This is a genomic window from Streptomyces sp. NBC_01723 (assembly GCF_036246005.1).
Lineage (GTDB): Bacteria > Actinomycetota > Actinomycetes > Streptomycetales > Streptomycetaceae > Streptomyces.
On the sequence record NZ_CP109171.1, the window covers coordinates 32,262 to 45,135 of the forward strand.

The window sequence follows — 12,874 nt, forward strand, 5'->3', positions numbered from 1 at the left end:
AGCGCCTGGCCCACCGTCGCGGCGCCGGCGCTCTGGCGGCCGCGAGCACTTGGCCCGCGCACCTGGTCTTCCCTGTCAAGTTCAGCGTGTTGAGCGGTGCTGGGTCTCGGTTTCGTCCATGCGCAGGATGCGGGTGAGTGAGCGCAGGACGCTCGTGGAGACGCCGCGCAGTTTCCCGCGTTTCATCCCGGTGTAGTTGTATTGACCACGAGCGTTGTTGACGGTGACACAACGCTTGTGGCTCGGGTGAAGGCGCTGGAGACACGTTCACCCCCCAGGCGGCACCGCGGTGATGTAGGGCGTTTCTCGGGTCGAGGTAGGGCCGTGGGCGGCCTCGCTGTGACGGTCAGCGTTCGCCAGACGTGCGACCTGTGGGCAATGGATGTGCTGCCGGGTCGCGCGTGCCACCCTCGATCGTTCTATGCCTTGTCGCCGAGGCTTGCCATAGCGTCGTGGACTTGTTGTGGGGTCGGTTGGCTCGCGGGCAGGGGGTGGCGGGAGGACTCGGTGCGCAGGCCGTCTAGGAGGAAGGCGGCTTGGCGGCGCCACCCGCTTGGTGCGGCCTCGCCGGTGGCTCGGGCCAGCAGGGCATTGGCGGCAAAGGCGAATACCAGATCCGCGTTGGTGAAATCGGGACGGAGTGCGCCGGCTTCGTGGGCCCGCTCAACGATCTGCCGTGCGGCGCCCATGCTCCGGGCGCAGGCGGTCATGAGTCGCTTCGCGTTCGGGTAACGTCCGCTGACCACGTCGGCGACGGCTGGATCGGTGGCCTGAAGTTCGCAGAGCTTCTCGACGTAATACGTGAATCCCTCCCAGGCATCCTCCAAGGACAGGGCCTGCTGGCCGACCTGGTCCAGGAGGTGTGCCGCGCGGTCGGTCACCACCTCGTCGATGAGGGCCTCACGCGTGCCGAAGAGGTTGTAGAGGGTGCCGTGACTCACGCCCGCCCGTCGGGCGATTTCCTTGAGCGGCACCTGCAGACCACGTTCCTGGAAGAGCTCGGCGGCGGCAGCTCGCAGCTTCTCCGCGTTCCGTTGCGCGTCGGTCCGCATGCGGTGATTCCTCCTGGTCGGCCTGGCGTATCCCTCGCCGCGTGCTGCCGGTCAGCAGAACGTGACCATCGGGTCAACTTGCATGTTACCGTCGACCCGTAAGTTGACCCGTGGGTCAAGATGACCGGAATAAGGAGTCCACCGCATGTCCAAAGTGATCGCCGTCTTCGGGGCCGGCACCGGTCTCGGCGCCTCCGTCGCCCGCCGCTTCGGCCGCGAAGGCTTCCGTGTCGCCCTGGTCGCGCGCCGCAAGCAGCGCCTCGACGCACTCGTAGAGCAGCTGGCGGTGGCCGGCATCGAGGCAGCCGGGTTCACCGCCGATCTATCCAGGCCCGCCGAAGTACCGGCCTTGGTGGCGAGAATCCGCGACCGCTTCGGCCGCGTCGACGTGATCGAGTACGGGCCGTTCAGCACCGAGCAGAGTCTGATTCCAGCCGCCGAGATGGATGCTGCCGCCCTGGAGGAGGGCATTCCGATGTTCTTGCTGACGCCGGTGGAAGTGGTACGTGCAGTTCTGCCGGAGTGGACAGAGCGGGGCGATGGAGCCTTCCTCCTGACCACCGGCGTCACGGCCGTCCACCCCCTGCCCCGGCTCAGCGGCCTGGCCCCCGTCGGCGCCGCCGCCCGTAACTACCTGCACTCTCTCCACGGTGAGGTCGCCGAGGCGGGAATCTACGCCGGCACCCTCTCCGTCGGTGCGACGATCGACCGCAGCGAGTTGAGCGCCCTCATCGCCTCTACGGGATCGACTGCAGAGTTCCCCCTCGTCGACCCTGACGAGCTCGCCGAGCAGTACTGGGACATGTACACCAAACGAGACCGGATCGAGCAGCTCTACCCCCAGCCCCAGAACGTGTAGCCCAGGACGCGCTGACGACCGGCCCCGGCGCCGTCGCGTGCGGCGAGGCCCGTAATCCCCACTCAGGGGCGAGGGGATGGGGCCGTTCCTCACCTCCACGCATCTCCCCACCACCGCAGAGGTCGTCGTGTCTCACCCCAATGCCCGGCTGACCATCCACGGCCGCAGGCTGCTGGTCGACCGGGTTCGGTCCGGCAGACCCGTCGCCCACGTGGCCGATGAAATGGGTATCTCCCGCACCACCGCTCACAAGTGGGTTCGGCGTCTCATCTCAGCCCGGCAGACGGCCCCTGTACCGCATGGACTGTGAACTGTAGAGGCTGGTCAGTGCATGCGTTCACCGCACTCTGCTGGGAACAGGGCGGCGCCGGGCGGCAGTTCGGCTGGTCGCCGTCCCGTCACCCGCAGGCACGCTTCAGCAGAGCCGTCTTCGGGTGGGTATTCGAGGGCAACCTCGTCCAGCACGGCGATCTCGCCGCCGACGTGTAGTTCCGCTGCGTGTACGCCGCTCGGGAAACAGCCGACCAGAGCCCCGAAGGCTGCCGTGTCATTGCTCTCGGCGACGCACTCTCGGATCTTGAAACGCCAGTGCTCGGCCGCATCGGCAAGCAGTGCCTTGCCCCGCTTGCCCAGTCCAGCAAGGAGAGCTGAGCGAGCCTGCAACTGGTGGGCGATGGCGCAGCAGATCGGCACCGCTGTGCCGTAGGACGTCGTCACCCGCGAGTACTCGCCGTGGGGATAGGACGACAGGGCCTCATCGACCAGCCCCAACGCGGCGTCCCGCGCCGCCGGGTGACCCTGCTGCGCGATGTCCAGGAGCAGAGGGGTCGCGACCGCCGCCGCCGGAAACACCGCGGCACTGTGGCCATGGACGATTCCGCCGCCGCCGAGCAGTGAGCTGGCCTCAGCCGCCTCCACCAGGTTCGCTGCATCCGCCAGCGCGCGCAAACCGTGGGCGGCACGAGCCGGTTCATACCAGTTGGGATGGCCTGGTATGGCATCCCAGTCCACCGCGTTGATCGCATCCAACACGACAGCATCCTCGCACCTGGTTGCTACCCACTGCCCCAGGGCCCGACGATGCCTTGTGAGTCATTCCGTTAGGAGTTTTTAGCGCTGCCGGCATCGTCCACAAACGCACGCGCCCCTATCGCCCCCAGACAAACGGCAAGGTGGAGCGCCTGAATCGCACCCTGCTCGACGAGTGGGCGTACGTGCGCCCGTACTCCAGCAACGCCGAGCGCACCGAAGCCTTGGCAGACTTCCTCCACACTTACAACTACCACCGGTGCCACACCGCACTCGATGGTCAGCCACCCATTAGCCGCGTGAACAACCCTGCGGGTCAATACATGTAGTAAACGGTGCAAGGCGGGGGCCTCCTCACGGCGCAGCCCGGGGACGCGGCGCTCACCGCAGAGGACCGTCATGCCGGCTTCCTCGGGGCTGATGCGGCCTGGAGCGTGTTGGCTGGTCGGCTGCATCGGGCGCCGCTGCTGCTGATCGGCTTCCAGAGGGCTTGATGTCCGGAGCCGGGCGGATGGTAGCCCTCTGCACTGTGGTGGCGACTCGTCCGGAAGGTCCGTCGGCTTGCGCGGTCCCGTCCCGTGATCCGCATCCAGCCTGGGGGCGGGGAGGTATCCAGCGGCGAAATTCCTCTGACCTGCGGCTCCACCCAACAGGAAAGGGCTGGCACTGGGGGTTACTGCTGTGAGGGGTAATGACAGGGTCTCTCAGTTTGTGTGCGGCGAACCTACTCTGGGCGCATGGACAACCGCGCCGAAATCAGTGCGTTTCTGAAGTCTCGCCGTGACAAGATCACGCCCGAGCAGGCCGGTCTGCCCGTGTACGGACAACGCCGGGTGCCGGGGCTGCGCAGGAACGAGGTCGCGACGCTCGCCGGAGTCAGCGTCGAGTACTACACGCGCCTGGAGCGCGGCAATCTCAGCGGAGTCTCCGACAGTGTCCTGGACGCGCTCGCCCAGGCCCTGCGGCTTGACGACACGGAGCGCACGCACTTGTACGACCTGGCCCGGGCGGCGAACGCGACGCCCGCCCGTGTGCGGCGCCGGGCTGCCCGGCCGGCTGTGCGGCCCAGCGTGCAGCGCATCGTTGACGGGATGCCGGGCATGCCGGCGTTCGTGAAGAATCACCGATTCGACATTCTGGTGGCCAATCCGCTCGGGCGGGCACTGTTCTCGGAGATGTACGCCGATCCGGTCTGTGGGGCGAACACCGTGCGGTTCGTGTTCCTCAGTCCCGCGGCCCGGCGGTTCTACGTCGACTGGGAACGCATCGCCAGGGGCGCAGTGGGTGCGCTGCGGGTCGAGGCGGGCAAGAACCCGTACGACCGCGAGCTGTCGAACCTGATCGGTGAGCTGTCGACTCGCAGTGACGCCTTCCGTGTGATGTGGGGCGCGCACGACGTACACGTCTTCCATGAGGGGACGAAACGCTTCCGGCATCCGGTCGTCGGCGAGCTGGAGCTCGACTTCGAATCGATGAACCTGCCGGACGGCTCGGGGCTGGTCGTGGCGTTGTACAACGCGGCCCCCGGCTCCGCGGCCGCGGACGCGCTGAACCTGTTGGCGAGCTGGTCCGCCACGGCCGAGGCCGCGGATGTGCAGTCCGCCGGGGCGGACTCCGAGAACTGAACCGACGTCCATAGCCCCGCCTGCTCCGGCTGCCGCCGGCAGCAGGGGCGGGGCTTTGGCCTGCGCATATGCCGCTGGGGGTCCCTGCTGTTACCCCTCACAGCGGAGACTCCCTCATCGTGTCCGTTCCCGGTTGCATGGTTAGTGCCCCGCTTTGGGGCCGACCGGTATCGAACCTCGTATCGGTCCGTCCCCGCTCATGCAAGGAACCACCATGACTGGCAAGAGCACGATGATCACGCTGAACAACGGCGTGCAGATGCCCGCGCTCGGCCTCGGCGTCTTCCAGAGCCCACCGGAGGAGACCGCCACCGCGGTCACGACCGCGCTCCAGCACGGCTACCGGCTGATCGACACCGCCGCCGTTTACGGCAACGAGAAGGAGGTCGGCGAGGGCATTGCCGCCTCCGGCGTCGACCGCGGCGAGGTCTTCGTGACCACCAAGCTGTGGCTCTCGGACTTCGGCCACGACGCGACCCTGCGTGCCTTCGACGCCAGCCTGGGCAGGCTGGGCCTGGACTACCTGGACCTGTACCTGCTGCACTTTCCGTACACGTCCGAGTTCGATTCCACAGTCGCCGCGTACAAGGCGGCACAGAAGCTGTTGGCCGACGGGCGGGTGCGGGCGATCGGCGTCTCCAACTTCAGCGCCGAGCGTCTGGACGACCTGATCGTGCGCACCGACGTCGTACCGGCGGTCAACCAGGTCGAGCTGCACCCGTACTTCATCCAGGGCGAGCTGCGCGAGGCGCATGCCGGCCTCGGCATCGTCGCCCAGGCATGGTCGCCCCTCGGCGCGGTGAACCTGTACTGGCCCGAGGCCCCGCAGGCGGGCAAGAGCCCGCTGCAGGACCCGGTCATCACTCAGATCGCGGCCAGGTACGGCAAGACCCCCGCGCAGATCGTGCTGCGCTGGCACATCGAGCACGGCCTGTCCGCGATCCCGAAGTCCGTCACGCCGCACCGCATCGCGGAGAACATCGGCATCTTCGACTTCGCGCTCACCGCCGACGAGACGGCCGCCGTCGACGCCCTCGACACCGGCCTGCGCGGCGGTCCCGACCCGGACAGCATCAAGGCCGACTCCTTCGGCTGAACCGGCGCCGGCCCTCGGCCGCTGCCGCGACGCGGCTCCCTGTTTCACCCCATATTCAGCAAAGGCTCTACCTCCGCATGTCTTCTCACCGAGAAAAGCCCGCCAGGCTGCCGTTCGTCGTCCCGCTGCTGGCCCTCGGCACCTTCCTGATGATCACCAGCGAGTACATCATCGCGGCCCTCCTGTCCGAGGTGTCCGCCGACCTCGGCGTCAGCGTCTCCACGGCCGGCCTGCTGATCACGGCGTTCGCGGTCGGCATGATCGTGGGCGCGCCCACGATCTCGATCGCCACGCTGCGCCTGCCCAGGCGTTTCACCCTGGTCATGGCGCTTGCCGTATTCGCCGTCGGCCACGTGATCGCCGCACTCAGCTCCTCCTTCACCGTCGCGCTCGCGGCACGCGTGGTCACCGCGCTGGCCACCGGCACCTTCATCTCCGTCGCCTCGGTCGTGGCCACCTCCGCCGCGGGACCGGCCGCCGCCTCCCGCGCCATGGGCGTGATGATGAGCGGAATGAGCCTGGCCATCGTGGCCGGTGTGCCGCTGGGCTCCTGGGTCGGCCAGGCGATCGGCTGGCGCGGCACGTTCTGGGCGCTGGCCGCCCTCGCGGTCGTGGCTGCCCTGGTCATCGGCCGGTTCATCCCTGCCGAGGAACGCGCCGAGGTGACACCCTCGGTCCGCTCCCAGCTCGCCGTCCTGCGCCATGGCCGTATGTGGCTGGTCCTTGCCGCCACCGCGCTCGTCACGGGTGGATTCATGGCCGCGTACAGCTACATCTCTCCGTTGCTCACCGAGCGGACCGGGATTTCCGAAGGAGCCGTACCTCTCGTGCTGGTCGGTTTCGGCGTCGGTGCTCTGCTGGGCACGAACATCACCGGGCGCCTCGGCGACCGCAGGCCGCTGGCCACGTTCATCACCACCTCCGTCGCCTCGGTGCTGGTGCTGCTCCTGCTGATCCCGCTGTCCACCAGCCCTGTGGCGACCGTCGTCCTGGTGGTGCTCCTGGGTGTGACGGGTCTGGGCATCACATCGATCGCCACCCCGCTGGCCGTGCGCTTCGGACACTCCTCGCCCGCCCTTGCCGCTGCCTTGACGGTGTCGGCCTTCAACGTGGGGATCGCCCTCGTCTCCTGGCTGGCGGGCACGACCTTGGACACCTCCCTGGGCGTGACCGGACCGGAGGTGGTCGGCGCGGTCATGGCCGGACTGGGCCTGATTCCCCTGCTCGTCCTCGCCGCGATGCGCGCCACCCGGACCGCCGTGCCTCAGATGTCCCTGCCTGCGGCGGACGAGGAGACCTCGCACAAGGCTCAGGCTCACCACGTGGCGGCCTGATTCCGGAACACCACGGGGTGTTCCTGCAATAAACCAATCAAATCTGCTGATTAAGTTTTTCAGCTAATTAAACACGCAGAAAGGATGAAATGCCATGACTGAAGAACAGACCGCCGTACAGAAGCTGCTCGGCGACTTCGCGCCCGAACTGGTCCGGCTCACCGACGACGTCCTGTTCGGCGAGGTGTGGGCGAGTGAGGGACTGTCCCAGCGGGACCGCAGCCTGATCACCGTGGCCACCCTGGTCGCCCTCTACCGCGCCGACCAGCTTGCCTTCCACCTGCCGAAGGCGCTGGAGAACGGAGTGACGAAGGACGAGCTGGTCGAGGCCATCACCCACATCGCGTTCTACGCCGGCTGGCCCAATGCGATGTCCGCGATCACCCAGCTGAAGAACATCGTCGAGGGCGCCGACGCGAGCTGACCCCGCGCCGCTCCGTCTACCTCACGACCATCAGGACCTGCACCGGCCAGGGCGTTGTCGTCGCTCGTGGCCACTCGAAAGGAGAACGAAATGAAGAAGCGTGTACTGGGAAACAGCGGGCTTGAAGTGTCGTCGATCGGGCTCGGCTGCATGGGAATGACCTTCGGCTACGGCCAGGCCGCGGACACCGGTGAGGCCATCAAGCTGATCCGGGCGGCCGCCGAGCGCGGTGTGACGCTCTTCGACACCGCGGAGGGGTACGGGGAAGCGAACGAAAGGCTGGTGGGGGAGGCCCTGGCGCCGGTGCGCGACCAGGTCTCCATCGCCACGAAGTTCGGGTTCAAGGACGGCAACCCCGCAGCGGGGCTGGACAGTCGGCCGGAGCGGATCCGGCTGGTCGCCGAGCAGTCCCTGCAGCGTCTGCAGACCGACCGCATCGATCTGTTCTACCAGCACCGGGTGGACCCCGACGTGCCGATCGAAGAGGTCGCCGGCACGGTCCGGGATCTCATCCAGGAAGGCAAGGTCAAGCACTTCGGCCTGTCCGAAGCGGGTGAGGACGTCATCCGCAGGGCCCACGCGGTCCAGCCGGTCACGGCCCTGCAGAGCGAGTACTCGCTGTGGTGGCGCGAGCCCGAGGAGATCATCCTGCCGACCCTGGAAGAACTGGGCATCGGCTTCGTGCCGTTCAGCCCGCTCGGCAAGGGCTTTCTGACCGGCGCGATCAGTCAGGACACGAAGTTCGAGGCCAGCGACATCCGTAACGTGCTGCCGCGCTTCGAGGAAGAGGCGCGTGAGGCCAACCTCGCGCTGATCGCGCTGCTGGGTGAGATCGCGGACGCCAAGCAGGCGACCCGGGCTCAGACCGCCATCGCGTGGCTGCTGGCGCAGAAGCCGTGGATCGCACCGATCCCGGGCACGACGAAGCTGCACCGCCTCGAAGAGAACATCGGCGCCGACAACGTGGAGCTGACCTCCGAGGACCTCGGGCGCATCGAAGAGGCAGTTGCCCAGGTGCAGATCAAGGGCGAGCGGTACACCGCAGCGCAGCAGAAGACCATCAACCGGTAAGTCATCATCCTCCCTCGGCCCGTTCCTGACGAAGCGTCGTTCAAGGCGCTTCGTCAGGAGGGCCCTGCCCGTCAGGAGAAGTTCACATGGAAGCGCAGGCACTCAAGGGGCGGATCGCCCTGGTCACCGGCGGCACGACCGGACTCGGTTTCGGCGCCGCCAAGCGTCTGATCGAAGAGGGAGCCACCGTCTACATCACGGGCCGGCGCAAGGACGTGCTTGACGCCGCAGCGGAGAAGCTCGGCCCGTCCGCCACCGGGATCCGAGCCGACGTCACGAGCAAGAGCGACATGCTGCGCGTCGCCGAAACGATCAAGGCGGCGCACGGCCACCTCGACATACTCTTCGCGAACGCGGGTGGCGGACACGCCACGCCCCTCGCTGAGCTGAGCGAGGAGCAGATCGACAGCGAGCTCGGCATCAACATCAAGGGCGTCATCCTCACGGTGCAGAGCGTGCTGGACGTCCTGCGCGACGGCGCGTCCATCGTCCTCAACGCGTCGATCACCGCCGACATGGGGCTGCCCGGGTTCGCCGTCTACGCGTCGTCGAAGGCGGCCGTACGCTCCCTCGCCCGCAGCTGGACGACGGACCTCAAGGACCGTGGGATCCGGGTCAACTCGATCAGCCCCGGAGTGGTGCCCACCGAGGGCTACAGCCACGAACAGAAGCTGAGCGACGACGACATCGCCGCCTACGTCGAGCGCGTCGCGAAGGAAATCCCGGCCGGACGCGTGGGAACGGCCGAGGACATCGGCGACGCCCTCGTCTTCCTGGCCTCGGACACCAGCCGCTACATCACGGGCGTCGACCTCGTCGTGGACGGCGGCATGACCCGCGTCTACGCCGGCCAGAACTGACGGAGGAACCCACATGACCACGCTCAAGTCGGCAGAGCGCCACGTCATCTGCGAGGTACGCGGCAACCCTGCCCACCGCGCCAAGGTCAAGGAGCTCCTGCTGGAGCTCGTGGGCCCCGCGCGGGCCGAAGCCGGATGCCTCTACTACGACCTCTACCAGCAGTCGGACGAGCCCGACACCTTCTACATCGTCGACGGCTGGGCCTCGCCCGAAGCCGTCGTGGAACACGCCGAGCACCCGAACGTGACGAAGGTCGTCGAGCAACTCCTCCCGCTGCTCGACGCACCCCTCAAGGTCACCACCAGCAATCGGGTCAGCGACCCGGACTAGCGACAGGCGGGGTCCGAACCCTTCAGGACATACTCATGGCTCGCATCTTTATCACCGGTTCCACCGACGGCCTCGGCCTGATGGCCGCCCAACTGCTCGTGCGGCAGGGCCACACGGTGGCGCTCCACGCACGCAACAACACCCGGGCCCGCGACGCACACGCCGCGCTCCCGGACCACGCGGGCGTCGCCGTCGGTGACCTCTCCAGCATCGCCCAGAGCCGCGACGTGGCCACCCAGGTCAACGACCTGGGCACCTTCGACGCGGTCATCCACAACGCCGGCGTCGGCTACTACGGGCGAGGCAAGGTGGAGACCGAAGACGGTCTCTCGGACGTCTTCGCGGTCAACGTGCTGGCGCCCTACCTCCTCACGGCGCTGATCACACCGCCTCGACGGCTCATCTATCTCAGCTCCGGCATGCACCACAGCGGCGAGGCCACCCTGTGGGACCCGCAGTGGACGACGCGGCCGTGGCAGGGCTCCCAGGCGTACTCGGAGTCGAAGTTCCACGTCACCGCTCTCACGCTCGCCGTCGCTAGGAAATGGCCCGAGGTGCTCTCCAACGCCGTCGACCCGGGCTGGGTCGCCACGAAGATGGGCGGCAGTGGCGCCACCGACGACCTGCGGCTGGCTCCGGTGACCCAGGCATGGCTGGCGGCCGCCGACGACGCGGCGGCGCTGGTCACCGGCCGCTACTTCCACCACCAGCAGCCCCGCCCTCCGCACCCGGCGACGCAGTCGCCCGAAGTGCAGGATCGGCTGCTGACGTACTGCGCCGACCTCACAGACGTCGAGCTGCCCACAGCAGTCTCTGCCGACTGAGCCCGCGTCCCCCTTCCCGTCCTCACGCGGGCACCGCTGCGTGCGCCCACCACGATTGGAGCGAACCATGACCGCAACGAACCCACTCATCACCCTGAACAACGGCGTCCAGATCCCCGCCCTGGGACTCGGCGTCTACCAGAGCGCCCCCGAGGAGACCACCGACGCGGTCCTGACCGCGCTGCACGACGGCTACCGGCTGATCGACACCGCCGCCGCCTACTTCAACGAGCGGGAGGTCGGTGAGGCGATCGCCCGCTCCGACATGGACCGCTCCGAGATCTTCGTGACGACCAAGGTGTGGATCAGCGACTACGGCTACGACTCCGCGCTGCGGGCTTTCGACGTAAGTCTGCGCAAAATGGGCATCGAGCAGCTCGACCTGTGGCTGCTGCACCAGCCGTTGCCGTCCGACTTCGAGAGGACGATCGCGGCGTACAAGGCGGCGGAGAAGCTCCTCGCCGAGGGGCGCGTCCGTGCGATCGGCGTGTCGAACCAGACGCCCAAACAGCTCGAAGAGCTCATCTCCCGCACCGACATCGTCCCGGCCGTCAACCAAATCCAGGTGCACCCCTACTACACGCAGCCCGAGTGGCGCGCAGCGAACGAAAGCCACGGCATCCTGACCCAGTCGTGGTCGCCCATCGGCGGCTCCTACGTCTACCGAGGCGCCGAGACGAACCCTCTTGAGGACCCCGTCATCACGGCCCTGGCCGACAAGCATGCAAAGACGTCCGCGCAGATCGTGCTGCGCTGGCACCTCGACCACGGCTTCTGCGCGATCCCCAAGTCCGTCAAAGCCCATCGCATCGCCGAGAACTTCGACGTCTTCGACTTCGCCCTGACACCCGACGAGGTGGCCGCGATCGACGCCCTCGACACCGGCGTACGCGGCGGACCCGACCCGGACTCGCTCAACCTGGAGAACGCCGGCTTCCCAATCCCCGACTAGGGACTCCCCAGCCGATCAGGCACGTCGTCAGCGCCGCTGACGCCCCCCCTCCGGCCGGGCCCGAACGGCTCACGGGCCTGGGCCCGGTCGTGGCTCTCCCCATTGCTGCCTCCAAAGCGCTGAACACCTCGGTACCCGTGCGGCGCCGATGGAAAGAACGAAAGAGTGCAATGACCACGAAAAACATATCCATGAAGAAGCCGTTCAAGCTCGCGGCGATCTCCGCGACGGCAGCCGTCATCGTCTCGGCACCGTACGCGTCCGCCGCGACCGGACAAACGGACGCGCAGCCCGCCGTCACCCATGTGAAGACCGTGGCCGCCTTCGACTTCGCCACCGGCGACGTGCCCGAGAACATCACCGTCGCCCCGGACAATTCGCTGACCGTCTCGATGGTGGGCACGCCCGCGGGCGAACGGCCGGCACTGGTGCGGATCACGCCGTCCGGGCACCGCACGGTGCTGGTCACCGGGCAAAAGGGCGACGGGATCACCGGCAACACTCGCGGCCACGACGGCACCGTCTACTACAACGTCTGGTCCTCCGACGCCTCCCGGAACGGGGTGTGGAAGCTGCCGCCCGGCGGCACTCCTCACCGCATCGCGGCCCTGCCCGTCGACAGAGTCCCCAACGGTCTGGCCATCGATCCGGCCGGGCGCACCTTGTACGTCGCCGACAGCCAGAAGGGCACCGTCTGGGCCGTCCCGGTCGCCGGCGGCCCCGCGGCCGCCTGGCTGGTCGACCCCGCCCTCGCGATCAAGGCGTCCGCCCCCGTGCCGTACGGTGCGAACGGACTCCGTTTCCACAACGGCGCCGTATGGGTCTCCAACCTCAGCAAGGGCACCCTGCTGCGGGTCCCCGTCACCGCCACCGGAACTCCGGGCCGGATCCACACGGTCGCCGACGGCCTCACTGGCATCGATGACTTCAATTTCCTCAGTGACCACTCCAACGTCGTGTTCGCCGCGCTGAACACACAGAACAAGATCGTGGTCGTCTATCCGAACGGCACCACCAGGACCGTGCTGACCGCCTCGGACGGCCTCGCCTCGCCCACCGCCACCGCAGTGCGCGGGAAGCGGTTGTACATCACCGACGGCGGACTCAACGAGCCCCACGACGCGCAAGTGCAGAGCGGGAAGATCGACCTCGGCGCGCTGCTCTCACACTGAGCGTCCGGCAGTGCCCAGTGGTCCAAAGGGCGTGGCCTGCAGGATGCCAGCTGGGGGTCCCTGCAGGTGCCCCTCACAACCGAGACTCCCACGTCATCGCCATTGCCGGTTGCATGGTCAGTGTCCCCCTTCCGTGGGGATGGGGCCCCAACTGGCAAGAGCCCGGTGAGCACGCTGGACAGCGCCGCCGAGATGTTCACCCCGAGCCTCGGCGTCCGCCACAGCGCGCCCGGCCACACCACCAC

13 protein-coding genes and 2 pseudogenes are annotated in these 12,874 nt (G+C 67.8%); 13 read left to right on the top strand and 2 right to left on the bottom strand.

Going from position 1 to position 12,874, the window contains the following annotated elements:
• Nucleotides 1–419: 419 nt before the first annotated feature.
• Nucleotides 420–1,052 carry a TetR/AcrR family transcriptional regulator gene (locus OIE75_RS00140; protein WP_329468897.1) on the bottom strand — a complete coding sequence of 211 codons (633 nt, stop codon included), beginning with the start codon at nt 1,050–1,052 and terminating at the stop codon, nt 420–422.
• A 145-nt stretch (nt 1,053–1,197) separates the two neighbouring features.
• Between OIE75_RS00140 and OIE75_RS00145 the strand changes: the two genes are divergently transcribed.
• The gene (locus OIE75_RS00145) at nt 1,198–1,911 is read left to right on the top strand and encodes an SDR family NAD(P)-dependent oxidoreductase (protein WP_307017601.1); all 714 of its coding nucleotides are present in this window, start codon (nt 1,198–1,200) and stop codon (nt 1,909–1,911) included.
• A gap of 76 nt (nt 1,912–1,987) precedes the next feature.
• Nucleotides 1,988–2,176: pseudogene (locus tag OIE75_RS00150) on the top strand (helix-turn-helix domain-containing protein); the annotation flags it as partial.
• A 59-nt stretch (nt 2,177–2,235) separates the two neighbouring features.
• Here OIE75_RS00150 and OIE75_RS00155 read toward each other — a convergent pair.
• A complete protein-coding gene (locus OIE75_RS00155) occupies nt 2,236–2,943 on the bottom strand; it encodes a hypothetical protein (protein WP_307008757.1) in 708 nt (235 codons plus the stop codon).
• Nucleotides 2,944–3,032: 89 nt separating this feature from the next.
• On the opposite strand from OIE75_RS00155, the pseudogene OIE75_RS00160 reads away from it, so the two are divergent.
• The 11 genes and pseudogenes from OIE75_RS00160 to OIE75_RS00210 form a co-directional block, all read left to right on the top strand.
• A pseudogene (locus OIE75_RS00160) lies at nt 3,033–3,269 on the top strand (integrase core domain-containing protein); the annotation flags it as partial.
• Between the two features lie 408 nt (nt 3,270–3,677).
• A complete protein-coding gene (locus tag OIE75_RS00165; protein ID WP_307017597.1) occupies nt 3,678–4,565 on the top strand; it encodes a helix-turn-helix transcriptional regulator in 888 nt (295 codons plus the stop codon).
• A gap of 214 nt (nt 4,566–4,779) precedes the next feature.
• Nucleotides 4,780–5,661: an aldo/keto reductase gene (locus OIE75_RS00170; RefSeq protein ID WP_307017595.1), complete on the top strand. Its 882-nt coding sequence runs from the start codon at nt 4,780–4,782 to the stop codon at nt 5,659–5,661.
• Between the two features lie 77 nt (nt 5,662–5,738).
• Nucleotides 5,739–6,995, top strand: coding sequence for an MFS transporter (locus OIE75_RS00175; protein WP_307017593.1), 1,257 nt, complete (start codon nt 5,739–5,741; stop codon nt 6,993–6,995).
• Nucleotides 6,996–7,089: 94 nt separating this feature from the next.
• Nucleotides 7,090–7,419 carry a carboxymuconolactone decarboxylase family protein gene (locus OIE75_RS00180; RefSeq protein ID WP_329468898.1) on the top strand — a complete coding sequence of 110 codons (330 nt, stop codon included), beginning with the start codon at nt 7,090–7,092 and terminating at the stop codon, nt 7,417–7,419.
• A 90-nt stretch (nt 7,420–7,509) separates the two neighbouring features.
• Nucleotides 7,510–8,490, top strand: coding sequence for an aldo/keto reductase (locus tag OIE75_RS00185; protein WP_329473905.1), 981 nt, complete (start codon nt 7,510–7,512; stop codon nt 8,488–8,490).
• 86 nt (nt 8,491–8,576) lie between these two features.
• The gene (locus tag OIE75_RS00190; RefSeq protein ID WP_329468900.1) at nt 8,577–9,350 is read left to right on the top strand and encodes an SDR family NAD(P)-dependent oxidoreductase; all 774 of its coding nucleotides are present in this window, start codon (nt 8,577–8,579) and stop codon (nt 9,348–9,350) included.
• Between the two features lie 13 nt (nt 9,351–9,363).
• Nucleotides 9,364–9,681, top strand: a complete 318-nt coding sequence (locus tag OIE75_RS00195) for a putative quinol monooxygenase (RefSeq protein WP_329468901.1) — start codon at nt 9,364–9,366, stop codon at nt 9,679–9,681.
• Nucleotides 9,682–9,716: 35 nt separating this feature from the next.
• Nucleotides 9,717–10,505, top strand: a complete 789-nt coding sequence (locus OIE75_RS00200) for an SDR family NAD(P)-dependent oxidoreductase (RefSeq protein WP_307017588.1) — start codon at nt 9,717–9,719, stop codon at nt 10,503–10,505.
• A 67-nt stretch (nt 10,506–10,572) separates the two neighbouring features.
• Entirely contained in the window at nt 10,573–11,457 is an 885-nt protein-coding gene (locus OIE75_RS00205; protein WP_329468903.1) for an aldo/keto reductase, read from the top strand.
• 170 nt (nt 11,458–11,627) lie between these two features.
• Nucleotides 11,628–12,629 carry an SMP-30/gluconolactonase/LRE family protein gene (locus OIE75_RS00210; protein WP_329468904.1) on the top strand — a complete coding sequence of 334 codons (1,002 nt, stop codon included), beginning with the start codon at nt 11,628–11,630 and terminating at the stop codon, nt 12,627–12,629.
• Nucleotides 12,630–12,874: the final 245 nt, after the last annotated feature.